At 67.4% G+C, this 26,064-nt stretch carries 42 protein-coding genes; 4 read left to right on the forward strand and 38 right to left on the reverse strand.

The window, feature by feature from the left end; translation table 11 throughout:
• Positions 1 to 18: 18 nt before the first annotated feature.
• The 10 genes from truA to HNR67_RS02215 all read right to left on the reverse strand — a co-directional run bounded on the left by truA (position 19) and on the right by HNR67_RS02215 (position 5,670).
• Complete coding sequence (gene truA, locus HNR67_RS02170) at positions 19 to 879, reverse strand: tRNA pseudouridine(38-40) synthase TruA (protein ID WP_185000392.1); 861 nt, start codon at positions 877 to 879, stop codon at positions 19 to 21.
• The gene (gene rplQ, locus HNR67_RS02175; RefSeq protein WP_185000393.1) at positions 876 to 1,451 is read right to left on the reverse strand and encodes a 50S ribosomal protein L17; all 576 of its coding nucleotides are present in this window, start codon (positions 1,449 to 1,451) and stop codon (positions 876 to 878) included. The genes truA and rplQ overlap by 4 nt, the downstream gene beginning before the upstream one ends.
• A 63-nt stretch (positions 1,452 to 1,514) precedes the next feature.
• Positions 1,515 to 2,567, reverse strand: a complete 1,053-nt coding sequence (locus HNR67_RS02180) for a DNA-directed RNA polymerase subunit alpha (protein ID WP_185000394.1) — start codon at positions 2,565 to 2,567, stop codon at positions 1,515 to 1,517.
• 130 nt (positions 2,568 to 2,697) lie between these two features.
• Complete coding sequence (gene rpsD / locus HNR67_RS02185) at positions 2,698 to 3,303, reverse strand: 30S ribosomal protein S4 (RefSeq protein ID WP_185000396.1); 606 nt, start codon at positions 3,301 to 3,303, stop codon at positions 2,698 to 2,700.
• A 22-nt stretch (positions 3,304 to 3,325) separates the two neighbouring features.
• Positions 3,326 to 3,733, reverse strand: coding sequence for a 30S ribosomal protein S11 (gene rpsK, locus HNR67_RS02190; protein WP_185000398.1), 408 nt, complete (start codon positions 3,731 to 3,733; stop codon positions 3,326 to 3,328).
• Positions 3,734 to 3,762: 29 nt separating this feature from the next.
• Positions 3,763 to 4,143 carry a 30S ribosomal protein S13 gene (gene rpsM, locus HNR67_RS02195; RefSeq protein WP_185000400.1) on the reverse strand — a complete coding sequence of 127 codons (381 nt, stop codon included), beginning with the start codon at positions 4,141 to 4,143 and terminating at the stop codon, positions 3,763 to 3,765.
• Positions 4,144 to 4,326: 183 nt separating this feature from the next.
• Positions 4,327 to 4,440 carry a 50S ribosomal protein L36 gene (gene rpmJ, locus HNR67_RS02200; RefSeq protein WP_010148647.1) on the reverse strand — a complete coding sequence of 38 codons (114 nt, stop codon included), beginning with the start codon at positions 4,438 to 4,440 and terminating at the stop codon, positions 4,327 to 4,329.
• A 55-nt stretch (positions 4,441 to 4,495) separates the two neighbouring features.
• Complete coding sequence (infA, locus tag HNR67_RS02205) at positions 4,496 to 4,717, reverse strand: translation initiation factor IF-1 (RefSeq protein ID WP_029136093.1); 222 nt, start codon at positions 4,715 to 4,717, stop codon at positions 4,496 to 4,498.
• A gap of 256 nt (positions 4,718 to 4,973) precedes the next feature.
• A complete protein-coding gene (locus HNR67_RS02210) occupies positions 4,974 to 5,153 on the reverse strand; it encodes a hypothetical protein (protein ID WP_185000402.1) in 180 nt (59 codons plus the stop codon).
• 88 nt (positions 5,154 to 5,241) lie between these two features.
• Positions 5,242 to 5,670 (reverse strand): DUF1707 SHOCT-like domain-containing protein, encoded by a 429-nt coding sequence (locus HNR67_RS02215; protein ID WP_221489751.1) that lies wholly within the window; start codon positions 5,668 to 5,670, stop codon positions 5,242 to 5,244.
• Positions 5,671 to 5,752: 82 nt separating this feature from the next.
• Here HNR67_RS02215 and HNR67_RS02220 point away from each other — a divergent pair, with 82 nt between their 5' ends.
• On the forward strand, positions 5,753 to 6,280 hold the full coding sequence (locus HNR67_RS02220; protein ID WP_185000404.1) for an RNA polymerase sigma factor: 528 nt from the start codon (positions 5,753 to 5,755) through the stop codon (positions 6,278 to 6,280).
• Positions 6,277 to 7,284, forward strand: coding sequence for a hypothetical protein (locus HNR67_RS02225; protein WP_185000405.1), 1,008 nt, complete (start codon positions 6,277 to 6,279; stop codon positions 7,282 to 7,284). Before HNR67_RS02220 ends, HNR67_RS02225 begins: the two co-directional genes overlap by 4 nt.
• Before the next feature lie 55 nt (positions 7,285 to 7,339).
• On the opposite strand, the gene map is transcribed toward HNR67_RS02225, so the two are convergent.
• The 28 genes from map to rpsL all read right to left on the reverse strand — a co-directional run bounded on the left by map (position 7,340) and on the right by rpsL (position 24,787).
• Positions 7,340 to 8,131 (reverse strand): type I methionyl aminopeptidase, encoded by a 792-nt coding sequence (map, locus tag HNR67_RS02230; RefSeq protein WP_185000407.1) that lies wholly within the window; start codon positions 8,129 to 8,131, stop codon positions 7,340 to 7,342.
• Between the two features lie 13 nt (positions 8,132 to 8,144).
• Positions 8,145 to 8,696: an adenylate kinase gene (locus tag HNR67_RS02235; protein WP_185000409.1), complete on the reverse strand. Its 552-nt coding sequence runs from the start codon at positions 8,694 to 8,696 to the stop codon at positions 8,145 to 8,147.
• A complete protein-coding gene (gene secY, locus HNR67_RS02240; RefSeq protein ID WP_185000410.1) occupies positions 8,696 to 10,009 on the reverse strand; it encodes a preprotein translocase subunit SecY in 1,314 nt (437 codons plus the stop codon). Before secY ends, HNR67_RS02235 begins: the two co-directional genes overlap by 1 nt.
• A 299-nt stretch (positions 10,010 to 10,308) precedes the next feature.
• Positions 10,309 to 10,755, reverse strand: a complete 447-nt coding sequence (gene rplO / locus HNR67_RS02245; RefSeq protein WP_185009984.1) for a 50S ribosomal protein L15 — start codon at positions 10,753 to 10,755, stop codon at positions 10,309 to 10,311.
• Entirely contained in the window at positions 10,752 to 10,937 is a 186-nt protein-coding gene (rpmD, locus tag HNR67_RS02250) for a 50S ribosomal protein L30 (protein WP_185000412.1), read from the reverse strand. The genes rplO and rpmD overlap by 4 nt, the downstream gene beginning before the upstream one ends.
• Positions 10,938 to 10,942: 5 nt before the next feature.
• On the reverse strand, positions 10,943 to 11,584 hold the full coding sequence (gene rpsE, locus HNR67_RS02255; RefSeq protein ID WP_185000414.1) for a 30S ribosomal protein S5: 642 nt from the start codon (positions 11,582 to 11,584) through the stop codon (positions 10,943 to 10,945).
• A gap of 34 nt (positions 11,585 to 11,618) precedes the next feature.
• Positions 11,619 to 12,026: a 50S ribosomal protein L18 gene (gene rplR, locus HNR67_RS02260; RefSeq protein WP_312986250.1), complete on the reverse strand. Its 408-nt coding sequence runs from the start codon at positions 12,024 to 12,026 to the stop codon at positions 11,619 to 11,621.
• Entirely contained in the window at positions 12,023 to 12,562 is a 540-nt protein-coding gene (gene rplF / locus HNR67_RS02265; protein ID WP_185000416.1) for a 50S ribosomal protein L6, read from the reverse strand. The genes rplR and rplF overlap by 4 nt, the downstream gene beginning before the upstream one ends.
• 15 nt (positions 12,563 to 12,577) lie before the next feature.
• Positions 12,578 to 12,976, reverse strand: a complete 399-nt coding sequence (rpsH, locus tag HNR67_RS02270; protein WP_185000418.1) for a 30S ribosomal protein S8 — start codon at positions 12,974 to 12,976, stop codon at positions 12,578 to 12,580.
• 88 nt (positions 12,977 to 13,064) lie between these two features.
• Entirely contained in the window at positions 13,065 to 13,250 is a 186-nt protein-coding gene (locus HNR67_RS02275; protein ID WP_185000420.1) for a type Z 30S ribosomal protein S14, read from the reverse strand.
• 3 nt (positions 13,251 to 13,253) lie between these two features.
• Complete coding sequence (rplE, locus tag HNR67_RS02280; RefSeq protein ID WP_185000422.1) at positions 13,254 to 13,817, reverse strand: 50S ribosomal protein L5; 564 nt, start codon at positions 13,815 to 13,817, stop codon at positions 13,254 to 13,256.
• A gap of 2 nt (positions 13,818 to 13,819) precedes the next feature.
• Positions 13,820 to 14,134, reverse strand: a complete 315-nt coding sequence (gene rplX, locus HNR67_RS02285; protein ID WP_185000424.1) for a 50S ribosomal protein L24 — start codon at positions 14,132 to 14,134, stop codon at positions 13,820 to 13,822.
• Between the two features lies 1 nt (position 14,135).
• Positions 14,136 to 14,504 (reverse strand): 50S ribosomal protein L14, encoded by a 369-nt coding sequence (gene rplN, locus HNR67_RS02290; protein WP_185000426.1) that lies wholly within the window; start codon positions 14,502 to 14,504, stop codon positions 14,136 to 14,138.
• Between the two features lie 84 nt (positions 14,505 to 14,588).
• The gene (rpsQ, locus tag HNR67_RS02295; RefSeq protein WP_185000427.1) at positions 14,589 to 14,867 is read right to left on the reverse strand and encodes a 30S ribosomal protein S17; all 279 of its coding nucleotides are present in this window, start codon (positions 14,865 to 14,867) and stop codon (positions 14,589 to 14,591) included.
• Positions 14,864 to 15,121, reverse strand: a complete 258-nt coding sequence (rpmC, locus tag HNR67_RS02300) for a 50S ribosomal protein L29 (protein ID WP_185000428.1) — start codon at positions 15,119 to 15,121, stop codon at positions 14,864 to 14,866. Before rpmC ends, rpsQ begins: the two co-directional genes overlap by 4 nt.
• Positions 15,121 to 15,540, reverse strand: a complete 420-nt coding sequence (rplP, locus tag HNR67_RS02305) for a 50S ribosomal protein L16 (protein ID WP_185000430.1) — start codon at positions 15,538 to 15,540, stop codon at positions 15,121 to 15,123. Before rplP ends, rpmC begins: the two co-directional genes overlap by 1 nt.
• Positions 15,541 to 15,543: 3 nt before the next feature.
• Entirely contained in the window at positions 15,544 to 16,380 is an 837-nt protein-coding gene (rpsC, locus tag HNR67_RS02310; RefSeq protein WP_185000432.1) for a 30S ribosomal protein S3, read from the reverse strand.
• Positions 16,380 to 16,796, reverse strand: coding sequence for a 50S ribosomal protein L22 (rplV, locus tag HNR67_RS02315; RefSeq protein ID WP_185000434.1), 417 nt, complete (start codon positions 16,794 to 16,796; stop codon positions 16,380 to 16,382). Before rplV ends, rpsC begins: the two co-directional genes overlap by 1 nt.
• A gap of 41 nt (positions 16,797 to 16,837) precedes the next feature.
• Positions 16,838 to 17,119: a 30S ribosomal protein S19 gene (gene rpsS / locus HNR67_RS02320; protein WP_086785072.1), complete on the reverse strand. Its 282-nt coding sequence runs from the start codon at positions 17,117 to 17,119 to the stop codon at positions 16,838 to 16,840.
• Positions 17,120 to 17,137: 18 nt separating this feature from the next.
• Positions 17,138 to 17,971, reverse strand: a complete 834-nt coding sequence (rplB, locus tag HNR67_RS02325; RefSeq protein WP_185000436.1) for a 50S ribosomal protein L2 — start codon at positions 17,969 to 17,971, stop codon at positions 17,138 to 17,140.
• Positions 17,972 to 17,992: 21 nt separating this feature from the next.
• Positions 17,993 to 18,292, reverse strand: coding sequence for a 50S ribosomal protein L23 (gene rplW, locus HNR67_RS02330; RefSeq protein WP_185000438.1), 300 nt, complete (start codon positions 18,290 to 18,292; stop codon positions 17,993 to 17,995).
• Positions 18,289 to 18,981, reverse strand: coding sequence for a 50S ribosomal protein L4 (rplD, locus tag HNR67_RS02335; RefSeq protein ID WP_185000440.1), 693 nt, complete (start codon positions 18,979 to 18,981; stop codon positions 18,289 to 18,291). Before rplD ends, rplW begins: the two co-directional genes overlap by 4 nt.
• On the reverse strand, positions 18,981 to 19,631 hold the full coding sequence (rplC, locus tag HNR67_RS02340; RefSeq protein ID WP_185000442.1) for a 50S ribosomal protein L3: 651 nt from the start codon (positions 19,629 to 19,631) through the stop codon (positions 18,981 to 18,983). The genes rplD and rplC overlap by 1 nt, the downstream gene beginning before the upstream one ends.
• A 48-nt stretch (positions 19,632 to 19,679) precedes the next feature.
• Entirely contained in the window at positions 19,680 to 19,985 is a 306-nt protein-coding gene (gene rpsJ / locus HNR67_RS02345) for a 30S ribosomal protein S10 (RefSeq protein ID WP_003938093.1), read from the reverse strand.
• Between the two features lie 395 nt (positions 19,986 to 20,380).
• Positions 20,381 to 21,574 (reverse strand): elongation factor Tu, encoded by a 1,194-nt coding sequence (gene tuf, locus HNR67_RS02350; protein WP_185000444.1) that lies wholly within the window; start codon positions 21,572 to 21,574, stop codon positions 20,381 to 20,383.
• A 179-nt stretch (positions 21,575 to 21,753) separates the two neighbouring features.
• Complete coding sequence (fusA, locus tag HNR67_RS02355; RefSeq protein WP_185000446.1) at positions 21,754 to 23,853, reverse strand: elongation factor G; 2,100 nt, start codon at positions 23,851 to 23,853, stop codon at positions 21,754 to 21,756.
• Between the two features lie 89 nt (positions 23,854 to 23,942).
• Positions 23,943 to 24,413 (reverse strand): 30S ribosomal protein S7, encoded by a 471-nt coding sequence (rpsG, locus tag HNR67_RS02360; RefSeq protein ID WP_185000447.1) that lies wholly within the window; start codon positions 24,411 to 24,413, stop codon positions 23,943 to 23,945.
• Positions 24,413 to 24,787 (reverse strand): 30S ribosomal protein S12, encoded by a 375-nt coding sequence (rpsL, locus tag HNR67_RS02365; protein ID WP_086785056.1) that lies wholly within the window; start codon positions 24,785 to 24,787, stop codon positions 24,413 to 24,415. Before rpsL ends, rpsG begins: the two co-directional genes overlap by 1 nt.
• Positions 24,788 to 25,195: 408 nt before the next feature.
• Here rpsL and HNR67_RS02370 point away from each other — a divergent pair, with 408 nt between their 5' ends.
• Both HNR67_RS02370 and HNR67_RS02375 read left to right on the forward strand, forming a co-directional pair.
• Positions 25,196 to 25,714: a YbaB/EbfC family nucleoid-associated protein gene (locus HNR67_RS02370; protein ID WP_185000450.1), complete on the forward strand. Its 519-nt coding sequence runs from the start codon at positions 25,196 to 25,198 to the stop codon at positions 25,712 to 25,714.
• Positions 25,714 to 26,031, forward strand: a complete 318-nt coding sequence (locus HNR67_RS02375; protein WP_185000452.1) for a hypothetical protein — start codon at positions 25,714 to 25,716, stop codon at positions 26,029 to 26,031. The genes HNR67_RS02370 and HNR67_RS02375 overlap by 1 nt, the downstream gene beginning before the upstream one ends.
• Positions 26,032 to 26,064: the final 33 nt, after the last annotated feature.

The raw sequence follows: 26,064 nt of genomic DNA on the forward strand, positions 1-26,064 counted from the left end.
ACCGGCTGCCGCGGGAACTCAGCGGCAGCCGGGCACCACGCGCACGTTGCGGGTGATCTCGGCCCTGGCGGCCAGGTCGGCGTCGGCCGGGTAGTCGACCCGCACCAGCACCAGTCCGTGCGCGGGGGCCACCGTGACGCCGTTGGCGCGTTCGCTGGACCGGAGCAGTTCGGCCGGCCAGCCCACCGGCTTGCGGCCCTCGCCGACCGCGAGCAGCGCGCCGACCAGGCTGCGCACCATCGAGTGGCAGAAGGCGTCCGCGGACACGGCCGCGACCAGCACGTGCTCGCTCTCGGCCCGCCATTCCAGCCGTTGCAGCTCGCGGACGGTGGTGGCGCCCTCGCGGCGCTTGCAGAAGGCGGCGAAATCGCGTTCGCCGAGCAGCAGCGCGGCCGCCTCGTTCATCGCGGCCAGGTCCAGCTGTCGCGGCACCGAGACGATCCGGCGGGCGTCCAGCGGCGGCACGCCGTAGGGCGCGGTGCCCACCCGGTACTCGTAGTGCCGTCGCAGCGCGGAGAACCGCGCGTCGAAGTCAGGGGTGAGCACCCTGGCGGCGTAGACCCGCACATCGGCGGGCAGCAGCCGGGCCAGCCTGCGCGGCAGGCCGGGCACGTCGTACTCGGCGGGCAGGTCGAGGTGGGCCACCTGGCCGGTGGCGTGCACCCCGGCGTCGGTGCGCCCGGCCACCGTCAGCGTGATCTCCCGGCGCAGCACCCGGGAGATGGCCTCCTCCAGCACCCCGCACACGGTGCGGCGGGCAGGCTGCTTGGCCCAGCCGGAGAAGTCGGTGCCGTCGTAGGCAAGGTCGAGGCGGACGCGCACGAGCCCGCCATCCCCAGCGGGAATGGCGGGCTCGGCGGACTGAAGTTCAGTCGTCACTTCTCGGACTTGGCGTCCTTGGCCTCGGTGTCCTCAGCCTTGACCTCTTCGGTCACCTCGGCCTCGGCCTTGGTGTCCTCGGTGGTCTCGGCCTTGGTCTCCGCGGCCTCCTCGGCCGTGGTGTCCACGACCTCGGCGCCGGTGGTGGCGTCGACCTTGGCGGCGTCCTTGGCGAACTTGGTGCCGCGGGCCTTCTCCGCCTCAGCGGTGACGGTCTTCTCCCCGACCAGTTCGATGATCGCCATCTGGGCGTTGTCGCCCTTGCGCGGCATCGACTTGATGATCCGGGTGTAGCCACCGGGACGCTCCGCGAAGTGCGGACCGATCTCGGCGAACAGCTTGTGCACAACGTCCTTGTCGCGGACGGTGCGCATGACCTCGCGGCGGTTGTGCAGGTCGCCGCGCTTGGCCTTGGTGATCAGCTTCTCGGCGAGCGGACGCAGCCGCCGCGCCTTGGCCTCGGTGGTGGTGATCCGACCGTGCTGGAACAGCTGGGTGGCCAGGTTGGCCAGCAGCAGCCGCTCGTGGGCCGGGGACCCACCGAGCCGGGCTCCCTTGGTGGGCGTGGGCATCGGTTACTCCTCTAGATCAAGCTCAACGCTGTGACGTGTCAGCGTCCACAGTGGACGGACAGCTCAGAGCTGCTCCGTCTCCGCGTAGTCCTGGCCATCGTCGTGGCCCGTGTCAACGTGCCCACTCGCCCAGCCCTCACCGGTGTACTCCGAGGCCGCCGCGGACGGGTCGAACCCAGGCGGGCTGTCCTTGAGCGCGAGCCCAAGGCCTGCCAGCTTCAGCTTGACCTCGTCGATCGACTTGGCACCGAAGTTGCGGATGTCGAGCAGGTCCGCCTCGCTGCGCGAGACCAGCTCGCCAACGGTGTGGATGCCCTCGCGCTTGAGGCAGTTGTAGGACCGGACGGTGAGGTCCAGGTCCTCGATCGGCATCGCGAAAGCCGCGATGGTGTCCGCCTCGGCTGGCGAGGGGCCGATCTCGATGCCTTCGGCGTCGACGTTGAGCTCACGGGCCAAGCCGAACAGCTCGACGAGGGTCTTACCGGCCGATGCCACCGCGTCGCGGGGGGTGATCGACGGCTTGGTCTCCACGTCCAGGATCAGCTTGTCGAAGTCCGTGCGCTGCTCGACACGGGTGGCCTCGACCTTGTACGTCACCTTCAGCACCGGCGAGTAGATCGAGTCGACCGGAATCCGGCCGATCTCGGCGCCGGCCTGCTTGTTCTGCATGGCGGGGACGTAGCCGCGACCGCGCTCGACAACGAGCTCGATCTCCAGCTTGCCCTTGCCATTCAGGGTGGCGATGTGCAGGTCGGGGTTGTGCACGGTGACACCGGCCGGCGGCACGATGTCGCCAGCGGTGACCTCACCGGGGCCCTGCTTGCGCAGGTACATGGTGACCGGCTCGTCCTCTTCGGAGCTGACGACCAGCTCCTTGAGGTTCAGGATGATGTCGGTGACATCCTCCTTCACGCCGGGCACCGTGGTGAACTCGTGGAGCACGCCGTCGATGCGGATGCTGGTCACCGCTGCCCCCGGAATGGAGGACAGCAGCGTGCGCCGCAGCGAGTTGCCGAGGGTGTAGCCGAAGCCCGGCTCCAGTGGTTCGATGACGAACCGGGAGCGGGTCTCGTTGACCGTGTCCTCGGCCAGCGTGGGCCGCTGGGAGATAAGCACTGTGGAACTCCTTTACCTGTCGGCGCCCGCTATTTGACGCCGTACTGGGCTTGCACCACCGGCACACCATTCGTGCCGATGGTCAGACGCAGTACCGGGGCGACCGTCGAAACGGTCGCCCCGGGTCACGTCACTTCGAGTAGAGCTCGACGATGAGCTGCTCCTGGACCGGCGTGTCGATCTGCGCGCGGACCGGGAGCGAGTGCACGAGCACACGCAGCGTCGACGGAACAACCTGGAGCCAGGCCGGCACCCCACGGTCGCCGAGGGCTTCCTTCGCGGCCAGGAACGGCAGCGTCGGCAGCGACTTCGGCTTCACGTCGATGATGTCGTACTGGGACACCCGGAAGCTCGGGATGTTGACCTTCTTGCCGTTGACCAGGAAGTGGCCGTGGTTCACCAGCTGGCGCGCCTGGCGCCGGGTGCGAGCCAGGCCGGCCCGGTAAACGACGTTGTCCAGCCGCGACTCGAGGATGATCAGCAGGGCCTCACCGGTCTTGCCGGTGACGCGCCGAGCTTCCTCGAAGTAGCGACGGAACTGCTTCTCCAGCACGCCGTAGGTGAAGCGAGCCTTCTGCTTCTCCTGCGACTGCAGCAGGTACTCGGACTCCTTGATGCGAGTCCGTCCGTGCTGACCCGGGGGGTACGGACGGCGCTCGAAGGAGCGGTCGCCGCCGATGAGGTCAACCTTGAGCCGACGAGACTTACGAGTCGCGGGACCGGTGTAACGAGCCATCGTGAATTACTCCTTCCCGCGCTTAGACCCGGCGCCGCTTGGGCGGGCGGCAGCCGTTGTGCGGCTGCGGGGTCACGTCCTGGATAGTGCCGACCTCGAGGCCGGCGGCCTGCAGCGAACGGATCGCGGTCTCCCGGCCGGAGCCAGGACCCTTCACGAACACGTCGACCTTGCGCATGCCGTGCTCGGCGGCCTTGCGGGCCGCGTTCTCGGCGGCCATCTGGGCGGCGAACGGCGTCGACTTCCGGGAGCCCTTGAAGCCGACGTGGCCTGCGGACGCCCAGCTGATCACATTCCCGGCCGGGTCCGTGATCGAGACGATCGTGTTGTTGAACGTGCTCTTGATGTGGGCGAACCCATGAGAGACGTTCTTCTTTTCCTTGCGCCGGATTTTCTTGACCCCGGCGCCCGTACGGGACTTCGGTGGCATGTTGCGGTGATCTCCTAGCTAGCGCGAGGTTACTTCTTTCCGGCCTTCTTCTTGCCGGCGACCGTCTTCTTCGGGCCCTTGCGGGTGCGCGCGTTGGTCTTGGTGCGCTGGCCTCGCACGGGCAGGTTGCGGCGATGCCGCAGCCCCTCGTAGCAGCCGATCTCGATCTTCCGGCGAATGTCGGCCTGAACCTCGCGGCGGAGGTCACCCTCGACCTTGAAGTGGTTCTCGATGTACTCGCGCAGCTTGACGACGTCGTCGTCAGTCAGTTCGCGAACACGCAGGTCGGCGCTCAGGCCGGTGGCGCCCAGGATCTCCCGGGAGCGGGTCCGGCCAATACCGAAAATGTAGGTCAGCGCGATCTCCAACCGCTTCTCGCGGGGAAGATCGACGCCAGAGAGTCGTGCCATGCGGCGACTTTCTCCTTCGTCGTATCTCCAGGTCTTCTCCCCGACCGCCCCGCGAGTCGACTCAACTGCTCACGGGCCCCGGCCTGAAGTCCGGGGGTCAGTCGCGGTACCGCGGTACCGGACAGGTTCGGGAAGGCTTGTGGTTGCTTGTCGTCCGGGATCAGCGAACGAAAGTGCGGGTGATCAGCCCTGACGCTGCTTGTGACGCAGGTTCTCGCAAATCACCATGACCCGCCCGTGACGGCGGATCACCTTGCACTTGTCGCAGATCTTCTTGACGCTCGGCTGGACCTTCACGGTCGTGCACTCCTGCTTGGCCGCGTGTCCTGGGGGCACCAGGACACCGTGGAGGTCACTTGTAGCGGTAGACGATGCGGCCACGGGACAGGTCGTAGGGCGAAAGCTCCACGACTACCCGGTCCTCGGGCAGGATGCGGATGTAGTGCTGCCGCATCTTGCCGCTGATGTGTGCAAGGACCCTGTGGCCGTTCTCCAGCTCGACGCGAAACATCGCGTTGGGGAGCGGCTCGACTACGCGGCCCTCGACTTCAATGGCCCCGTCCTTCTTGCCCATGTCCTCCGCGTTTCGTGACGGTGATGATCTGGCAAACCCAACCAGGGCGGAAAAACCCCTGATCAGGCGGTTCACGGGCATCCCGGCAACCCGCTACCTTCGAGACCCTGGATGACCGCCGGATGCGCACAGAAGTGCGGAGAACCGGTCGCCAGGCGGCTGAAGAACAGCCACGGGCACGTCGGAACGGGCACAACGAGATGCGCCGTTGCTCCAGTGTAGGCGCAGTATGCGCTGGTCTCCAAACCGGGGCCGGTCAGCCGGGCCGCCGGCCGTCCCGCTTGCTCATCCAGCTGAACAGTTCGATGGCCCCCCAGATGCCGATCGGCCAGAGGAACCAGGGGTAGACCGCGGCGGCCGACAGCAGCGAGGTGCCTGCCCACACCGCGACCATGACCGCGCTGGCGATGAGCCAGACCCGCACTGATTCGCTCACGCAGGCCAGCGTGCCAGCGCGGTCGGTCCCCGGTCGTCATCCGCGATGCGGATTCGAGGGGGTCCCGTGGGCGTAGCCCGCCCGCGCGTCAACGCCCGTCCGGCGGAGTCCGCCCGAGCAGGTGCAGGGTGAGCACCACCACTCCCGGCGGCCCGGCCACCCAGAGGAACCAGGGGTAGGCAGGCTCCAGCTCGGTCACACTGACCAGGCCCCAGATCACCAGGTTGATCAGCACCGCGAACAGGTACACCCCGAGCACCGCGCGGAAGAACCGGCGCGGCCTGCGCGCGGGCGCCGGCACCGCGGGCACCGGGGACTGGGTGGCCAGGTCGGGCAGGTCGGCGGTGACCGCGGCCAGCTCCCCGTAGGTGCGACTGGCCCAGACCAGCCGGACCCGCTCGTCGAACTCGCCGAGGGTGAGCCGCCCCTCACCCTGGGCGTGCCGTAGCCGCCCGGCCACCGCCTCCCGGTCGGCGTCGGAGATCCGCATCCGCTCGTACGGCACCGGCTCACTCACACCGGTGATGTTCGCAGATCCGGTGGATCGGTTGTTATGGCCGTGACCGGTCCGGACACAGACTGCGATGAAAGGGGGTGCGATGACCGAGCCCGAACAGCGCTTCACCGCGCTGTACCAGCTGCACTACGAGGACATCGCCCGGTATGTGCGCCGCCGGGCGCCGGAACTGGACTGCCGGGACACGGTGGCCGAGGTGTTCCTGACCGCCTGGCGCCGCTTCGCCGAACTGGAACGCAGCCCGCTGCCGCTGCCCTGGCTGTACGGGGTGGCCCGGCGGGTGCTGGCCAACGCCTTCCGCGGCGCGGCCAGGGCGGAGGCCCTCATCGAGCGGGTGGCCGCGCACGCCGGTCCGGGCCAGGCGCCCGACCACGCCGAGCAGACCGAGACCCGGCTGGCCGTGGCCCGGCTGTTCGACCAGCTGCCCGAACCCGACCGCGAGGCGGTGCGGCTGATCGCCTGGGAGGGCCTGACCAGCCGGGAGGCCGCGGCGGTGCTGGGCTGCAACCCGGCCGCGCTGGCCATGCGCCTGCACCGGCTACGGCGACGGCTGCGGGCCAGGCACATCGAGCTGATCCCGGCCATGCCGGGGACTGGAGGAACACGATGAGGGGCGTCGAGGACGAGCTGCGCCTGCACTACCAGGCGCTGGACCCGGCGGCGGGGGACGCGCTGCCCACGCCGGAACAGCGGGCGGCCGACCTGCGCCGCATCCTGGCCGAACCGGCGGGCCTCACCCAGCTGCCCGTGCGGCAACCCGCGGCCCGTCGCGCCTCGATGCCCCGGCGCCGGCTGCTGGCGGTGGGACTGGTGGCGGCGACCGTGGCCGCCGGGACGGTGGTCGGGGTGAACCTGCTCAGTCCCGACCTCCAGTCCGCGGCGGGACAGTGGCCCAGGCCGCTGGTGGTCGAGCCCCTCGGGTCCGGTCAGCCACCGGCCGCGGAACTGCTGCGCCGGCTCGCTGTGAAGGTCGAGGCCCTGCCCGACCCGGTGGGACCGGGCGCGTGGGAGGAAGTGCGGTCGGTGACCCAGGTCCTGGAGCGCCCGGTCGATCGCTCCACCGCGACCCAGCAGCGCACCATCGACCTGGAGGTGTTGACCGAACCGGATGGGACCCGCCTGCTGGGCCGCCCGCACGGCAGTGCCCCGCCCACGTTCGACCACTACCGGCCGGGTGGCAAGGAGGACGCCTACGTGGGGACTATTCCCCAGGACGAGGCCGCCTTCGGCCCGTGGCTGTGGCAGGGGCCGGTGCTGCGCGGCTACAGCTTCTACCGGGTCGCCGAGCTGTTCGGCACCCGGGCGCTCAACCCGCGCCAGCGGGCCTGGGCGCTGCGCCAGCTGGCGACCGTGACCGACCTGAACAGCCCCGGCCGGGCCACCGACCGTGCGGGCAGGCGGGGCCTGGCGATCACCATCGACGACGTGGACGCCCCCGGTGGCTTCGGCAAGCCCGTCCGGATCACCCTGGTGATCAATGAGAACGACGGCAGCCTGCTGGCCAGGGAGACGGTGCTGACCGAGGACCCCGGCCACTTCGACGACGTGCCGCTGCCGGCGGTCTGGGTCTACCAGGAGTTCAAGCCGGCGGTGCGCCGGATCCCGGCCAAGTGAACGACGAAGGGCGCCCCGGAGCCGAGACTCCGGGGCGCCCTTCGTGCGTTCAGATTCAGTCCTCCAGGGCGGTGAGCACCCAGGGGCCGTTCTCGGTGACCGCGACGCTGTGCTCCCAGTGCGCGGCCCGGGAACCGTCGTCGGTGATGACGGTCCAGCCGTCCTCGAGTTCGACGGTGTCGTCGCTGCCCAGGGTGACCATCGGTTCGACCGCGATGGCCATGCCCACCTTGAGCTTGGGGCCCTTGCCCGGCTTGCCTCGGTTGGGCAGGAAGGGCTCCATGTGCATCTGGGTGCCGATGCCGTGGCCGCCGTAGTCGGCGACGATGGCGTACTCCAGGCCGTCGCGCTTGGCCGCGGCCAGCACGGCGGTCTCGATGGCGTGGCTGATGTCGCTGAGCCGGTTGTCCGGGCGCACCGCGGCGATGCCGGCCAGCATCGACTCCCGGCAGGCGTTGGACAGCTTCACTTCCTGCTCGGTCACCGTGCCGATGGCCAGGGTCACCGCGGAGTCGCCGTGCCAGCCGTCCAGGATCGCGCCGCAGTCCACCGACAGCAGATCGCCGTCGGCGAGCACCTGCTCCCGGTTCGGGATGCCGTGCACGACCTGCTCGTTCACCGAGGCGCAGATCGAGCCGGGGAAGCCGTGGTAGCCCTTGAACGAGGGCACCGCGCCGGCGTCCCGGATGGTCTGCTCGGCCAGCTCGTCCAGCTCACCGGTGCTCACCCCGGCCTTGGCCGCCGTGGCGACCGCGGCCAGGGTGCGTGCCACCACCAGGCCGGCGGCCCGCATGGCCTCCAGCTCGGTGTGCGTCTTGATCTCGATTCCGCGTCCGCGCCTGAGCACGGGTCCCGCCCTTCTACCTACGGTTGTTGAGCGCGTCCAGCGCGCGGCCGGTGATCTCCTCGACCGTGCCCACCGCGTCCACCTTCAGCAGGATGTCGGCGTAGTAGTCGAGCAGCGGGGCGGTCTCCGAGCGGTACACCTGCTGGCGCCGCCGGATCACGTCCTCGTTGTCGTCGGACCGGCCGCGGGCGAGCAGGCGCTCGACCACGACGTCCTCCGGCACCGCGAACTCCAGCACCGCGTCCAGGCCCTCGTCGTTCTCCTTGAGGATCTGGCCCAGCACGTCGGCCTGCGCGGTGTTGCGCGGGAAGCCGTCGAGCAGGAAACCGTTCACCGCGTCCGCCTCGGCCAGCCGCTCGCGGACCATGGAGTTGGTGACCGAGTCCGGCACCAGCTCACCAGCGTCCAGGTAGCGCTTGGCTTCCTTGCCCAGAGCGGTCTCCTGGCCGACGTTGTACCGGAACAACTCGCCGGTGGAGATGTGCGGCACGCCGAGCTTCTGGCTGAGCACGGTGGCCTGGGTACCCTTGCCCGCTCCGGGCGGGCCGACAAGAACGAGTCGCACTAGCGGAGGAACCCTTCGTAGTTACGCTGCATGAGCTGGCTCTCGATCTGCTTCACCGTGTCGAGGCCGACGCCGACCATGATCAGCACAGCGGTGCCGCCGAACGGGAAGTTCTGGTTCTGCCCATCGCCGGTGACACCGAGGAAGAAGTTCGGCAACACGGCGATGATGCCCAGATAGAGCGAGCCCGGCAGGGTGATCCGGCTCAGTACGAACTGCAGGTACTCCGCCGTCGGACGGCCGGGACGGATACCGGGGATGAAGCCGCCGAACTTCTTCATCTCGTCCGCGCGCTCGTCCGGGTTGAACGTGATCGCGACGTAGAAGTACGTGAAGAAGATGATCAGCATGAAGTACAGCGCGATGTGCACCCAGCTGCGCTGGTTGACCACCTGGTCGCGCAGGAAGATCTGCCACCAGCTCGGGTCACCGGTGGAGGCGGTGAGGCGGGTGATCAGGTCCGGCAGGTACAGCAGCGAGGAGGCGAAGATGACCGGGATGACACCGGCCTGGTTCACCTTCAGCGGCAGGTAGGTCGAGGTGCCGCCGTACATCCGGCGACCGATCATGCGCTTGGCGTACTGCACCGGGATCCGGCGCTGCGCCTGCTCCACGAAGATGACGCTGGCGATGATCACCAGGCCGAACACGCAGATGATGGTGAAGGTGACGCCACCCTGGCGCAGGATGTTGGCGCCCTCGGCCGGGATCCGGGCCGCGATCATGGTGAAGATCAGCAGCGACATGCCGTTGCCGATGCCGCGCTCGGTGATCAGCTCACCCAGCCACATGATCACCGCGGTGCCCGCGGTCATCGTGATGACGATGACGATCAGGCCGAAGATGCCCTTGTCCGGGATGATGTCCAGGGTGCAGTTCTGGAAGAGCTGACCCCGCACGGCGAGCGCGGTGAACGCGGTGGCCTGCAGGATGGCCAGCGCGATGGTGAGGTACCGGGTGTACTGGGTCAGTTTGCCCTGACCGGCCTGACCCTCCTTGCGCAGCTGCTCGAACCGCGGGATGACCACGGTGAGCAGCTGGATGATGATGCTCGCGGTGATGTACGGCATGATGCCCAGCGCGAAGATCGACAACTGCAACAGCGCACCACCGCTGAACAGGTTCAGCAGGGTGTAGATGTTGTTGGCGTTGTCACCCTCAGCCTGCCGGATGCATGCCTGGATGTTCGGGTACGACACCCCAGGCGAAGGCAGGGTCGCGCCAAGGCGGTAGACCGCGATGAGCGCGAGGGTGAAGAGGATCTTGCGGCGTAGGTCAGGCGTCGCAAGAGCCGAGCGGAAGGCGCTGAGCACGCAAGACCTCCTCGGCGTGGCCGGCCCGGTTGGCCGACTACTGACGGACCCGGCCTCGCTGGCCGGCTGTGCACCACCTGGCGAGCGAACTCGCGCAGTCCAGGGACGCATCGCACCACCACAGTACGAAGCGTGCTGACGACTCTAACAGCCGGGATCTCCGTGCCCACCCCTACCGTCGGATTGACCTTGGGAATGGGTGAAACGGAGTATCAACCGTCTATCCGCGAATCCACTTGCCTTGTAAAGCAGGAACGGGCCGGCAGGTCGCCCTGCCGGCCCGTCCACGAGCTAACAGCTCACAGCTCGGTGACCGAGCCGCCAGCCGCGTTGATCTTGTCCATCGCGCTCTGCGAGAACTTGTGCGCGGTGATGTCGAGCTTCACCCCGCCGAGGTCCCCGTTGCCGAGCACCTTGACCAGCTTGCCCTTGCGGACCAGACCGGCGTTGACGATGTCCTCGACGCCGATGCTGCCCCCCTCGGGGAACAGGCGGGCCAGGTCGGTCACGTTGACCGGCTGGTACTCGGTGCGGAAGGGGTTCTTGAAGCCCTTGAGCTTCGGCAGCCGCATGTGGATGGGCATCTGCCCACCCTCGAGGCGCGCGGGGACGTTCTTGCGCGCCTTGGTGCCCTTGGTACCACGACCGGCGGTCTTGCCCTTGGAACCCTCACCACGACCCACGCGGGTCTTCGGGGTGTTGGAGCCAGGGGCCGGACGCAGGTGGTGCAGCTTGATAGTCATCAGTCAGCGACCTCCTCGACCGCCACCAGGTGCCGCACGGTGTGGATGAGTCCACGAACCTGCGGAGAGTCCTCGCGGACCACCGACTGGCGGATCTTGCGCAGACCCAGGGTGCGAATGGTGTCGCGCTGGTTCTGCTTGCAGCCAATGATGCTGCGCGTCTGGGTGACCTTGAGCTTGGCCATGGGGATCAGGCCCCCTGTCCAGCACGGGCCCGCAGCATGCCGGCCGGAGCAACATCCTCCAGCGGCAGGCCACGACGCGCGGCAACCTCTTCAGGCCGCTGCAGCATCTTCAGCGCGGCGACGGTGGCACGCACGACGTTGATGGCGTTGTCGCTACCCAGCGACTTGCTCAGCACGTCGTGGATACCCACGCACTCCAGCACGGCGCGCACCGGGCCACCGGCGATAACACCGGTACCGGGGCTGGCCGGACGCAGGAGGACGACGCCCGCGGCGTCCTCACCCTGCACGGGGTGCGGGATGGTGCCGGCGATACGAGGGACGCGGAAGAAGCTCTTCTTCGCCTCCTCGACACCCTTGGCGATGGCGGCCGGAACTTCCTTGGCCTTGCCGTAGCCGACGCCGACCATTCCGTCGCCGTCACCCACGATCACCAGCGCGGTGAAGCTGAAGCGACGACCACCCTTGACCACCTTCGCGACGCGGTTGATCGCAACCACGCGCTCGATGTGCAGGCTCTTCTCCTGGGGAGCTCCGCCACGACCGGAGTCGCGACGGTCGCGGCGGTCACGCCGCTCGCCACGCTCGTTGCCCTGGCCACCCGGACCGCCCTGGCCGCCGCCGAATTGCCGTGTACGTCCCGGCATCAGGCGTTCCTTCCTTCAGTGCTCTGCATGACTCTCAGAACTCCAGCCCGTGCTCGCGCGCGGCATCGGCCAGCGCGGCGATACGACCGTGGTAGTCGTAGCCACCCCGGTCGAACACGACCTTGGCGACGCCGGCTTCCTTGGCCCTGGCCGCGACCAGCTCGCCCACCTTGGCGGCACGAGCCTTCTTGTCGCCGTCCAGCGCACGGATGTCCGCTTCCAGCGTGGAGGCGGAGGCCAGGGTGTGACCGGCGAGGTCGTCGATGACCTGCGCGACAACGTGCCGCGAGGACCGGGTGACCACCAGACGCGGGCGATCCGGGGTTCCGCTGATCTTCTTGCGGAGCCGGAAGTGCCGACGCGTACGGGCCACGCGACGCAGGGTGGAGACGTCCTTGCCTGCGCGCTTGCGCTTGACGGTTGCTGTCTCGCTCATGCTCACTTACCCGTCTTTCCGACCTTGCGGCGGATGATCTCGCCCGCGTAGCGCACGCCCTTACCCTTGTACGGGTCCGGCTTGCGCAGCTTGCGGATGTTCGCCGCAACCTCGCCGACCTGCTGCTTGTCGATGCCCACGACCGAGAACCGGGTCGGCGACTCGACGACGAAGGTGATGCCCTCGGGCGGAGTCACCTTCACCGGGTGGCTGTAGCCGAGCGCGAACTCCAGCTCGGAGCCCTTGAGCGCCACGCGGTAACCGACGCCGTGGATCTCGAGCTTCTTCTCGTAGCCCGCGGTCACGCCGACGACCATGTTGTTCACCAGGGTGCGCGACAGACCGTGCAGCGCGCGGCTGCGACGCTCGTCGTTCGGGCGCTTCACCTGGAGCACGCCGTCCTCGTCCCGCTCGACCAGGATCGGCTCGACGAGAGTGTGCGCGAGGGTGCCCTTGGGGCCCTTCACGGTGATGCTGGGGCCGTCGATGTTGATGTCCACACCGGCGGGCACGGGGATCGGGAGCTTACCGATACGCGACATGTGTACTCCCCTCCCTTACCAGACGTAGGCGAGGACTTCCCCGCCCACACCCTGCTTGTTGGCCTGCCGGTCGGTCAGCAGACCGGTCGACGTGGAGATGATGGCAACGCCCAGTCCGCCGAGCACCTTCGGCAGGTTGGTGGACTTGGCGTAAACCCGCAGACCGGGCTTGGAGACCCGCCGGAGGCCGGCGATGCTCCGCTCACGGTTGGGGCCGTACTTGAGCTCGACGACGAGATGCTGGCTCTTCTCGCCCTGCTCGGTCCGGTGACCGGAGATGTAGCCCTCGCGCTGCAGGATGTCGGCGATCGACGCCTTCAGCTTCGAGTGCGGCATCACGGCCTGGTCGTGGTACGCCGAGTTGGCGTTGCGCAGACGGGTGAGCATGTCTGCGATCGGATCGGTCATCGTCATGGTGACCTTGTCAACCTTTCTCGCCGGGGTTCCCGCACGGGCCTACGGCGAAGTGGAAATCAGTGGGGCGTGGGCCGGCCGACCTGGATTACCAGGAGGACTTGCTCACGCCGGGAAGCTCGCCCCGGTGCGCCATCTCGCGGAGGCACACCCGGCACAAGCCGAACTTACGGAAGACCGAGTGCGGACGGCCGCAGCGCTGGCAGCGGGTGTAACCCCGAACCTTGAACTTCGGCTTGCGCGCGGCCTTCTGGACAAGCGCCTTCTTCGCCATGGATCAGTTCTCCTTGAACGGGAAGCCCAGGAGCTTCAGCAGCGCCCGGCCCTCCTCGTCGGTGCCGGCGGTGGTGACGACGGTGATGTCCATACCACGCGGGCGGTCGATCGAGTCGGGGTCGATCTCGTGGAACATCGACTGCTCGTTCAGACCGAACGTGTAGTTCCCGTTGCCGTCGAACTGCTTCGGGGACAGACCGCGGAAGTCACGGATACGCGGCAGCGCGATGGTCAGCAGCCGGTCCAGGAACTCCCACATGCGGTCGCCGCGCAGGGTGACCTTGGCGCCGATCGGCATGCCCTCGCGGAGCTTGAACTGCGCGATGGACTTGCGAGCCTTGCGCACCTCCGGCTTCTGGCCGGTGATGGTGGCCAGGTCGCGGATGGCGCCCTCGATCAGCTTTCCGTCGCGGGCGGCGTCACCGACACCCATGTTCACGACGATCTTCACCAGGCCGGGGATCTGCATCCGGTTGGCGTAGACGAACTGCTCCTGCAGCGCGCCCGTGATCTCCTCGCGGTAGCGGCCCTTGAGCCGCGGAGCGATCTTCTCTGCGGTCGTCATGATCAGATGTCCTTACCGTTCCGCCGCGAGATACGGACGCGACGACCCTCGTCGTTGGTGCGGTAACCAACGCGGGTGGGCTTGCCGTCGGAGTCCACGACCATCACGTTGCTCACGTGGATCGAGGCCTCCTGCGTCACGATGCCACCGGTCTGGGCGCCACGCTGGGTCTGCGAGACCCGCGTGTGCTTCTTGATCCGGTTGACACCCTCGACGAGGACGCGGTCGTTGTCCGGGTAGGACTGAATGACCTTGCCCTTGGCGCCCTTGTCCTTGCCAGCGATGACGACGACCGTGTCGCCCTTCTTGATCTTCATGTCAGAGCACCTCCGGCGCCAACGAGATGATCTTCATGAACTTCTTGTCCCGCAGCTCACGGCCGACGGGCCCGAAAATACGGGTCCCGCGGGGCTCGGTCTCGTTCTTGATCAGAACGGCCGCGTTCTCGTCGAACCGGATGTAGGAACCGTCCGGACGGCGACGCTCCTTGACCGTGCGAACGATGACCGCCTTGACGACGTCACCCTTCTTCACGTTGGCCCCGGGGATCGCGTCCTTGACGGTGGCGACGATGACGTCGCCGATACCCGCGTAGCGACGCGCCGAACCACCGAGAACGCGGATGCAGAGGATTTCCTTCGCACCCGTGTTGTCGGCGACGCGCAGTCGCGACTCCTGCTGAATCACTTACCTTCTCCTTGACCCATACTGGCGTGCCAGATTTCCGACCTGACACGCGCGGTCCCGCCCCGCTCGCGCCGGGCGGTGGTGTTACTTGGCCTTCTCGAGGATCTCGACGAGCCGCCAGCGCTTGGTCGCCGACAGCGGCCGGGTCTCCATCAGGAGGACGCGGTCGCCCACACCAGCGGTGTTGGCCTCGTCGTGCGCCTTCACCTTGGTGGTGGTGCGCAGGACCTTGCCGTACAGCGGGTGCTTCTTGCGGTCCTCGAGCGCGACCACGATCGTCTTGTCCATCTTGTCCGCGACAACGTAGCCCTCGCGGGTCTTACGGTTGTTGCGGTCTTCCGTGCTCTCGACATTCTCGCTCATGCTGCACCTTCACCTTCAGCGGATGCCGCGACCTCGTCCGGCGAGACGGACAGGCCCAGCTCACGTTCCCGCATCACGGTGTAGATACGGGCGATCTCGTGCCGGATGGCACGCAGACGCCGGTTGTTGTCGAGCTGCCCGGTCGCCATCTGGAAGCGGAGGTTGAACAGCTCCTCCTTGGCCTCCCGAAGACGCAGCACGAGCTCCTCGTTGGTGAGCTCACGCAGCTCGGAAGCGGTGTTCGTCGCTGCCATCAGAACTCACCACCCTCACGCGTGACGATGCGGCACTTCATCGGAAGCTTGTGGATCGCGCGGCGGAGCGCCTCGCGGGCCACGGTCTCGTTCGGGAAGCTCATCTCGAAGACGACGCGACCCGGCTTGACGTTGGCCACCCAGTACTCCGGCGAACCCTTACCGGAACCCATGCGGGTCTCGGCAGGCTTCTTGGTGAGCGGACGGTCCGGGAAGATGTTGATCCAGACCTTGCCGCCACGGCGGATGTGCCGGGTGATGGCGATACGAGCGGACTCGATCTGCCGGTTGGTCACGTAGGCCGGCTCCAGCGCCTGGATGCCGAACTCGCCGAACGTGACCCTGGTGCCACCCTTGGCGGCGCCGGAGCGACCGGGGTGGTGCTGCTTGCGGTGCTTGACCCTGCGCGGGATGAGCACGACTCAGCCCTCCGTCTTCTCAGCCGCGCTGTTGCCAGCCTCGGCCGCGGCGGGGGTGGTGTCGACCGGCTCGGTCGCGGCCTCAGCCGCTGCCCGCCCGGCCTCGGTGCTGGTCGGCGTGGTGCCCGACGCGCCGGAGCGACGACGGCTCGGACGCTCGCGCCGCGGGGCGCGGTTGTCCGGTGCCGCGGCGGCGACTGCCTCGCGACGGCCACCGATGATGTCACCCTTGTAGATCCACACCTTCACGCCGATCCGGCCGAAGGTGGTGCGCGCCTCGTAGAGGCCGTAGTCGATGTCCGCGCGCAGCGTGTGCAGCGGGACGCGACCCTCGCGGTAGAACTCCGAGCGCGACATCTCGGCACCGCCGAGGCGGCCACCGCACTGCACCCGGATGCCCTTGACCTGCGGCGAGCGCATGGCGGACTGGATGCCCTTGCGCATCGCGCGCCGGAAGGACACGCGGTTGGACAGCTGCTCGGCGACCATCTGGGCGACCAGCTGGGCGTCCGACTCGGGGTTCTTGACCTCGAGGATGTTCAGCTGGACCTGCTTCTTGGTGAGCTTCTCCAGCGCACCGCGAATCCGGTCGGCCTCAGCGCCACGGCGTCCGATGACGATGCCGGGACGAGCGGTGTGGATGTCGACGCGAACCCGGTCACGGGTGCGCTCGATCTCCACCTTCGAGATACCGGCACGCTCCATGCCGCGGGCGAACATCTTGCGGATCTTGACATCCTCCGCGACGTACTCCGCGTACTGCTTGTCTGCGTACCAGCGGGACTTCCAGTCGGTGGTGATCCCCAGCCGGAAGCCGTGCGGGTTGATTTTCTGGCCCACTACCGGCCACTCCCCTTCACGCTGGACTTACGAGCCTTGCTGACCACCTTCGGACGGGACTCCACCTCGACGGTGATGTGGCTGGACCGCTTGAGGATCCGGAACGTGCGCCCCTGGGCGCGCGGCTGGATCCGCTTCATGGTCGGGCCCTCGTCAACGAACGCCGCGCTCACCCAGAGGGTGTCGGGGTCGAGTTCGAGGTTGTTCTCGGCGTTGGCCATGGCACTGGCGAGCACCTTCGCCACCGGACCGCTTGCGGCCTGCGGCGCGAACTGGAGCACGGCCAGGGCGTCCTGGGCGTTACGGCCCTTGATCAGCTCGACCACGCGACGCACCTTCATGGGCGTCATGCGGACGTAGCGGGCCCGCGCCACTGCGCGCGGAAGCTGCTCCACGCCTGCGGCATCGTTACCCATTGCTGTTACCCCTTGCTCTTTGTTCGTGTCACTGGCCGCGGTCAGCGGCGACGCGACTTCCGGTCATCCTTGATGTGGCCCTTGAAGGTGCGGGTAGGGGCGAATTCGCCCAGCTTGTGCCCGACCATGGACTCGGTGACGAACACCGGGACGTGCTTGCGGCCGTCGTGCACCGCGATGGTGTGACCCAGCATGTCCGGGATGATCGTGCTGCGACGGGACCACGTCTTGATCACCGTCTTCTTGTTGCCCTCGTTCTGCGCGTCCACCTTCTTGAGCAGGTGGTCGTCAACGAAGGGGCCCTTCTTCAGGCTGCGAGGCATCCTTCACTCCCTTCCTGCTCAGCGCTTCTTACCGGTGCGACGACGCCGGACGATGAGCTGGTCGCTTGCCTTGCGGCGGCGGGTCCGGCCTTCGGGCTTACCAGCGGGGTTCACCGGGTGGCGACCACCGGAGGTCTTGCCTTCACCACCACCGTGCGGGTGGTCGACCGGGTTCATGGCCACACCACGGACGGTCGGGCGCTTGCCCTTCCAGCGCATGCGGCCTGCCTTGCCCCAGTTGATGTTCTGGTGCTCGGCGTTGCCCACCTCGCCGACGGTGGCGCGGCAGCGCACGTCGACATTGCGGATTTCGCCCGAGGGCATCCGCAGCTGGGCGTACGGACCGTCCTTGGCCACCAGCTGAACGCTGGCGCCCGCGGAACGGGCGATCTTGGCGCCGCCACCCGGCCGCAGCTCGATCGCGTGGATCACGGTGCCGACCGGGATGTTGCGCAGCGGCAGGTTGTTGCCCGGCTTGATGTCGGCCTTCGGGCCGTTCTCAATCGGGTCGCCCTGGCGCAGGTTGTTCGGCGCGATGATGTAGCGCTTCTCGCCGTCCAGGTAGTGCAGCAGCGCGATGCGTGCGGTGCGGTTGGGGTCGTACTCGATGTGCGCGACCTTGGCCGGCACGCCGTCCTTGTCCGCCCGGCGGAAGTCAATCAGCCGGTAAGCACGCTTGTGACCGCCGCCCTTGTGCCGCGTGGTGATCTTGCCGTGCGCGTTACGGCCGCCATGGCCGTGCAGCGGGCGGATCAGCGACTTCTCCGGGGTGGAACGAGTGATCTCGGCGAAGTCCGAGACGCTCGAGCCACGACGACCCGGGGTCGTAGGCTTGTATTTGCGGATGCCCATCTCTAACGCGTCCTCAATCCCTTAGGCGGCCGGGCCGCCGAAGATCTCGATGGCCTTGCTCTCGGCGGACAGCGTCACAATCGCGCGCTTGGTGTCCTTGCGCTTGCCATACCCGGTGCGGGTCCGCTTGCGCTTGCCCTGGCGGTTGATCGTGTTCACAGACACGACCTTCACACCGAAGACCTTCTCGACAGCAATCTTGATCTCGGTCTTGTTGGCATCGGGGGAGACGATGAAGGTGTACTTACCCTCTTCGAGCAGCCCGTAGCTCTTCTCCGAGATCACCGGAGCGAGCAGGATGTCGCGGTAATCGGGGATCACTTGTCACCCTCCTCTGCGACAACCTCGCTGGCGCGAGCGCTGGCCTTGACCGAGTGGCCCGAGGTCGGACCGGCGATGTAGAGCGCCAGTGCGTCCCTGGTGAACACCACGTCGTCGTTGACGAGCACGTCGTAGGTGTTCAGCTGGTCCTGCACGAGCACGTGCACGTTGTCCAGGTTGCGCAGGCTGACCCAGGTCAGCTCGTCCGCGCGAGTCACCACGACAAGCGTGCGCTTGCCGGTGCTGATGGACTCGATGATGCGGCGAGCGCCCTTGGTCGACGGGGTGTCACCCTCGACCAGGGAGGTCAGCACGTGCAGCCGGCCGTTGCGCACCCGGTCGGAGAGGGCGCCACGCAGAGCGGCGACCTTCATCTTCTTGGGCGTCCGCTGCGAGTAGTCCCGCGGCTTCGGGCCGTGCGAGACGCCACCACCGGAGAACTGCGGCGACCGGGTCGAACCCTGACGGGCGCGGCCGGTGCCCTTCTGCCGGTACGGCTTCTTGCCACCGCCGGAGACCTCGGCACGCGTCTTGGTGCTGTGCGTGCCCTGCCGCTTGGCGGCCAGCTGCGCGATCACGACCTGGTGCATCAGCGGGATGTTCGCCTGAACGTCGAACAGCTCCGCGGGCAGCTCGATGGTGCCGTCGGTCTTGCCGTCCGGAGTCCGGACGTCAACGCTCGTGGTCATCACGCACCACCCTTCGCGGCCGTCTTGACCAGCACCAGTCCACCCTTGGGGCCGGGAACGGCACCCTTGATGAGCAGCAGGCCGGCCTCGGCCTCGATGCGGTGCACGGTCAGGTTCTGGGTGGTCACGCGAGCGCTGCCCATCCGGCCGGCCATGCGCACGCCCTTGAACACGCGACCCGGGGTGGCGCAGCCACCGATCGAGCCGGGCGAGCGGTGCTTGGCCTGAGTGCCGTGGGAAGCGCCGAGGCCAGCGAAGCCGTGCCGCTTCATGACACCCGCGTAGCCCTTGCCCTTGCTGGTGCCGACCACGTCGACCACGGCGCCGGCCTCGAACAGCTCAGCGGTGATCTCCTGGCCGACCTCGTACTCGGCGGCGTCCTGGGTGCGCACCTCGACCAGGTGGCGGCGCGGAGTCACGCCGGCCTTGCTGAAGTGGCCGCTCTCCGGCTTGTTGACCTTACGAGGGTCAATCGCGCCGAATGCCAGCTGGACGGCCGAGTAGCCGTCATTCTCCTGCGTACGGACCTGAGTCACCACGCACGGCCCGGCCTTCACGACGGTAACCGGAACGATCCGGTTGTTCTCGTCGAAGACCTGGGTCATACCGAGCTTGGTGCCCAGAATCCCCTTGATCTGCCTGTCAGACATGGGTCTCGTTACTTCCTCGCCCCAAAAATCGAACGGTGCGTCCGGCTATTACTGGATGTTGACGTCGACGCTCGCCGGCAGGTCGATGCGCATGAGCGCGTCCACCGTCTTCGGCGTGGGGTCGAGGATGTCGATCAGACGCTTGTGGGTGCGCATCTCGAAGTGCTCCCGCGAGTCCTTGTACTTGTGCGGGGAGCGGATGACGCAGTAGACGTTTTTCTCCGTGGGCAGCGGCACCGGCCCGACCACGCGAGCGCCGGTGCGCGTCACGGTTTCCACGATCTTGCGTGCGGACGCGTCGATCGCCTCGTGGTCGTAGGCCTTGAGCCGGATGCGGATCTTTTGTCCCGCCATGGTGGCTTGCCGTTCCTCTTCTCGTACCGCTGCGGTGCTGGCCAGCTGTGCCTTGGCCCGCTCTGGGGTCTTGGCCGCGCCAGGCGCCGCCTCTGTTGAGATGTCACGGTTCCCGGTCCACGCGGTCGGGCGTGTCGCGCCCTGAGGCACAGACCGGTCCCACTGACTTGAACCTGTGGGATGGGCCGCTAGGCCCGGGTCCTACTGTCCTGGCTACGTACGTAAAGCAGCTAAACCTCACGAACGCGGGACTACTCGTGGTGGGGCGGCCAGACGATTTACCCTTGCCTGGCCGCCCCAACGAGCAACCCGTACAGAATGCCACACCGGGGTATGGCGATCCAAATCGGGGCCGTGACGGGGAGAGGCAGCTCACGCCACCTCTCCCCCGGACATCACTTGATGATCTTGGTAACCTGGCCGGCGCCGACGGTCCGGCCACCCTCGCGGATGGCGAAGCGCAGGCCCTCCTCCATGGCGATCGGCTGGATCAGCGCGACCGTCATGGAGGTGTTGTCGCCCGGCATGACCATCTCGGTGCCCTCGGGGAGGGTCACCACGCCGGTCACGTCCGTGGTCCGGAAGTAGAACTGCGGACGGTAGTTGTTGAAGAACGGCGTGTGCCGGCCACCCTCGTCCTTGGACAGGATGTAGGAGGTCGCCTCGAACTCGGTGTGCGGGGTGACCGAACCCGGCTTGCAGATGACCTGGCCGCGCTCGACGTCCTCGCGCTTGATGCCGCGGACGAGCAGACCGACGTTGTCACCGGCCTGGCCCTGGTCCAGCAGCTTGCGGAACATCTCGACACCGGTGACGGTGGTCTTCGCCGACTTCTCCTTGATGCCGACGATCTCCACCTCCTCGTTGACGTTGACGACGCCACGCTCAACACGACCGGTCACCACGGTGCCGCGGCCGGTGATGGTGAAGACGTCCTCGACGGGCATGAGGAACGGCTTGTCGATCTCGCGCTCCGGCTGCGGGATGGACTCGTCCACCGCGTCCATGAGCCCGATGAGCTTCTCGCCCCACTCCTTGTCGCCCTCCAGCGCCTTCAGCGCGGAGACGCGGACCACGGGGAGGTCGTCGCCCGGGAACTCGTACTCGGAGAGCAGCTCGCGCACCTCGAGCTCAACGAGCTCCAGGATCTCCTCGTCGTCCACCATGTCGGCCTTGTTCAGGGCGACCACGATGTACGGCACACCGACCTGGCGGGCCAGCAGCACGTGCTCCTTGGTCTGCGGCATCGGGCCGTCAGTCGCGGCCACCACCAGGATCGCGCCGTCCATCTGCGCAGCACCGGTGATCATGTTCTTGATGTAGTCCGCGTGACCCGGGCAGTCCACGTGCGCGTAGTGGCGCTTCTCGGTCTGGTACTCGATGTGCGCGATCGAGATGGTGATACCGCGCTGCTTCTCCTCCGGCGCCTTGTCGATCTGGTCGAACGGCGTGAAGGGGTTCAGGTCCGGGTACTTGTCGTGCAGAACCTTCGAGATGGCCGCGGTCAGCGTGGTCTTCCCGTGGTCAATGTGACCGATGGTTCCGATGTTGACGTGCGGCTTCGTCCGCTCGAACTTCGCCTTCGCCACTGGATTGTCCTCCTGGACTTCTTGTCTTGCCGCCGTGCCAACTGATCGTGGTCGGTCCGGCGATATCAGGGCCGGAGTGCGGACCCTGGGGAAGGCTCCCCGTTTTTGGCCCGCACGGGACGTGCGGTTCCGGCTGGAGCCCGCCCGGCCTCACCTGGAGGCCGGGCCGGCTCCCGGGGTCATTCCCCCGTCGCCTTCGCGATGATCTCCTTCGCCACGTTCTGCGGAACCTCGGCGTAGGAGTCGAACTGCATCGAGTAGTTGGCGCGACCCTGCGTCTTGGAACGCAGGTCGCTCACGTACCCGAACATCTCCGACAGCGGCACCAGCGCGTTGACCACGCGGACACCACTGCGCTCGCCCATGGACTGGATCTGCCCACGGCGGGAGTTCAGGTCGCCGATGACCTCACCCATGTAGTCCTCAGGGGTGGTCACCTCGACCGCCATGACCGGCTCAAGCAGCGCGGGGCTGGCCTGACGGGCAGCCTCCTTCAGCGCGATGGAGCCCGCCACCTTGAACGCCATTTCCGAGGAGTCGACCTCGTGGTAGGCGCCGTCCGTCAGGGTCACCTTCACCCCGACGAGCGGGTAGCCCGCGAGCACGCCGTACTGCATGGCGTCCTGCGCGCCCTGGTCCACCGACGGGATGTACTCCCGAGGGATGCGACCACCGGTGACCTTGTTGTCGAACTCGTACATCGCGCCCTCGGAGGTGTCCAGGGGCTCGATGTTGATGATGACCTTGGCGAACTGGCCAGAGCCACCGGTCTGCTTCTTGTGCGTGTACGAGTACTTCTCCACCTTGCGGCGGATGGTCTCGCGGTAGGCGACCTGCGGCTTGCCGACGTTCGCCTCGACCTTGAAGTCGCTCTTCATCCGGTTGACCAGCACCTCGAGGTGCAGCTCACCCATGCCGGAGATGGTCGTCTGACCGGTCTCCTCGTCGAGCTTGACCTGGAAGGTCGGGTCTTCCTCGGCGAGCTTCTGGATCGCGATGCCCAGCTTTTCCTGGTCAGCCTTGGTCTTCGGCTCGATGGCGACCTTGATGACCGGGTCCGGGAAGGTCATCGACTCAAGGACGATCGGCTTCTGCGGGTCGGCCAGCGTGTCGCCGGTGGTGGTCTCCTTGAGACCGGTCACGGCGTAGATGTGGCCAACCGCGGCGTCGTCGACCGGGTTTTCCTTGTTCGCGTGCATCTGGAAGAGCTTGCCCAGACGCTCCTTGCGGTCCTTGGTCGCGTTGATGAGCTGCGCGCCCGCGGCGACCTTGCCCGAGTACACCCGGATGTAGGTCAGCTTGCCGAAGAACGGGTGCGTCATGATCTTGAACGCGAGGGCCGCGAACGGCTCGGAGGCATCCGCGTTGCGGACCGCCTCGGTGACGCCGTCCTGCAGCGTGCCCTTGACCGACGGCACGTCCAGCGGAGTCGGCAGGTAGTCCACCACGGCGTCCAGCATCGGCTGCACGCCCTTGTTCTTGAAGGCGGAGCCACACAGGACCGGGTAGGCCTGGCTGTTGATGGTGATGTGCCGGATGCCGGCCTTGATCTCCTCCACGGTGAACTCGCCACCGTCGAGGTACTTCTCCATCAACGCGTCATCGGTCTCGGCGACGGCCTCGACCAGCGCGAGGCGGTACTCCGCGGCGCGCTCGACCAGGTCGGCCGGGATCTCCTCGACCGCGTAGTCCTCACCCTTCTTGGTGTCGCCACGCCAGGTGAGGGCCTTCATCTGAACGAGGTCGACAACACCCTCGAAGTCGCTCTCGGAGCCGATCGGCAGCTGGATGACCAGCGGCTTGGCGCCGAGACGCTCGATGATGGTCTTGACGGTGAAGTAGAAGTCCGCACCGAGCTTGTCCATCTTGTTGACGAAGCAGACTCGCGGCACGTCGTACTTGTCGGCCTGGCGCCACACAGTCTCGGACTGGGGCTCGACGCCTTCCTTGCCGTCGAAGACCGCGACGGCGCCGTCCAGGACGCGCAGCGACCGCTCCACCTCGACGGTGAAGTCGACGTGACCCGGCGTGTCGATGATGTTGATCTGGTGGTCGTTCCAGAAGCAGGTGGTCGCGGCGGAGGTGATCGTGATGCCGCGCTTCTGCTCCTCCTCCATCCAGTCCATCGTCGCCGCACCGTCGTGCACTTCACCGATCTTGTAGTTCTCACCGGTGTAGTACAGGACGCGCTCGGTCGTGGTGGTCTTGCCCGCGTCGATGTGGGCCATGATCCCGATGTTGCGGACCTTGGCCAGGTCAGTCAGCACGTCGCGTGCCACGGGTCTTCCTCGTTTCCTGATTGCGTGAGGCGCGCGTTGTCAAGCGCGGGAAGGCGGATGGCGCCGAGTGGGCCCCATCCGCCACGTCATCACCAGCGGTAGTGCGCGAAGGCCTTGTTGGACTCGGCCATCTTGTGCGTGTCCTCGCGGCGCTTGACGCTCGCCCCGAGACCGTTGCTGGCGTCGAGCAGCTCGTTCATCAGGCGCTCGACCATGGTCTTCTCGCGGCGCTGGCGGGAGAAGCTCACCAGCCAGCGGAGCGCGAGAGTGGTGCTCCGGCCGGGCTTGACCTCGATCGGAACCTGGTAGGTGGCGCCACCCACCCGACGGCTCTTGACCTCGATCGTCGGCTTCACGTTGTCGAGCGCGCGCTTGAGCGTGACAACCGGGTCGGCGCTGTTCTTCTCGCGGGCGCCCTCGAGCGCCTTGTACACGATCTTCTCCGCGACCGACCGCTTGCCGTCGACAAGCACCTTGTTGATCAGCTGGGTGACCAGCGGGGAGCTGTAGACCGGGTCGGAGATCAGCGGCCGCTTGGGGGCAGGACCCTTGCGAGGCATTAGCTCTTCTCCTTCTTCGCGCCGTACCGGCTGCGAGCCTGCTTACGGTTCTTCACGCCCTGCGTGTCGAGCGAACCGCGCACGATCTTGTAGCGAACGCCGGGGAGGTCCTTCACACGACCGCCGCGCACGAGCACCATCGAGTGCTCCTGCAGGTTGTGGCCCTCACCGGGGATGTACGCCGTGACCTCGATCTGGCTGGACAGCTTGACGCGAGCGACCTTGCGCAGCGCCGAGTTCGGCTTCTTCGGGGTAGTGGTGTAGACGCGGGTGCACACACCGCGCCGCTGCGGGCTCCCCTTGAGCGCCGCGGTCTTGGTCTTCGTGACCTTGTCCTGCCGGCCCTTGCGGACCAGTTGCTGGATCGTGGGCATGGACCGTCTTTCTCTGTTCGCCTCTGATGTGTCCGGGGTTCTGCGGGGCTCCTCCGTAACCCGAGGTCGGGCGTGTCGCCCGATTCCGCGCCCCATTTCCACCTGAGACGTCCCACTGGGATTGGGAGGATTCCGCGCGTGTCACCTGGAGGTCAGCCCGGCTGCGACACACGGGCTGCGCCTCTCAGGCACGCGGAGCGGCCCGACGCAAGTCGGGCACGAGTAGCAAAGATACCTGGCGTCCACCGGGAGGGTCAAAACGGGGGCCGCCCCGGCTGTGGATACTCCCCGCGCAGGTGGTGACGGGTGTGGATGGGATGGATCAGCGCACACCGTAACCGGCTTCACGGTAGCTTCCCTGTGACCACGCGGCCCACCCGCGCCAGGCCCGACCTCGGGAGCACCCGCATGTTCGACTTCGACGCCGAGAACGCCGAGCTGGAGTCGCGCAACGCCCAGCTGCGCGATCGCGTCGACGACATGATGCGTGACCTGCGGGAGAAGACCGACAACCTGCGTGAGGCGCAGGCCAGGATGGCCGCCGTGGTGGGTGAGGCCAGCTCACCCGATGGTGTGGTGACCGCCACGGTCGGGGCCAACGGCGTGCTGAACAAACTGACCCTCGCCCCGCGTGCGTTCGAACGGGTCACCCCGGAGAGTCTGGCCCGGACCATCACCGGCGTGGTGCGCGAGGCCGCGGCCAGGGCGCAGGAGCAGATCCAGGAGGAGCTGGCCCCGCTGGCCACCGAGGACGAGCCCATGATCGACCTGCCGGACCTGCTGCCCGGCGCCCCCTCACTGGCCGACCTGCTCCGGATCCCGCCGCTGGAAGAAGTGACGGAGAACACGAAACCGGCGCACCGCCGGCCGGAGTCCGAGGAGGACGAGGAGGGCTACGGCTCGGTGTACCGGAAGGACGGTTGGTGATGTCGGGCAAGACGAGGCAGAACGCCGACGGCATCCGGGCCGGGGCCGGCAGGCTCAGCCGGGCCGGCGACGACCTGGCCAAGGCGGCCACCGCGCTGCAGGCCTCGCTCACCGGTGAGGGTCCGTGCTGGGGCAACGACGAGTCCGGCCAGGCCTTCAGCAAGGACTACGTGCCCGCCGCGGACGCGGTGAGCAAGGGCATCGCCGACGTCGCCCAGGGCCTGATCAACGTGGCCAAGGGGCTCAACGACCAGGCGACCACCCTGGAGCAGGCCGACACCGGCAGTGCGGCCGATCTGAAGGCAAGCGGCAGTTGAGCAGGGGCGCGCGCCGCTAGCGGCGGGATGGGG

The sequence above is a fragment of the Crossiella cryophila genome (genome assembly GCF_014204915.1).
Taxonomy (GTDB): domain Bacteria; phylum Actinomycetota; class Actinomycetes; order Mycobacteriales; family Pseudonocardiaceae; genus Crossiella; species Crossiella cryophila.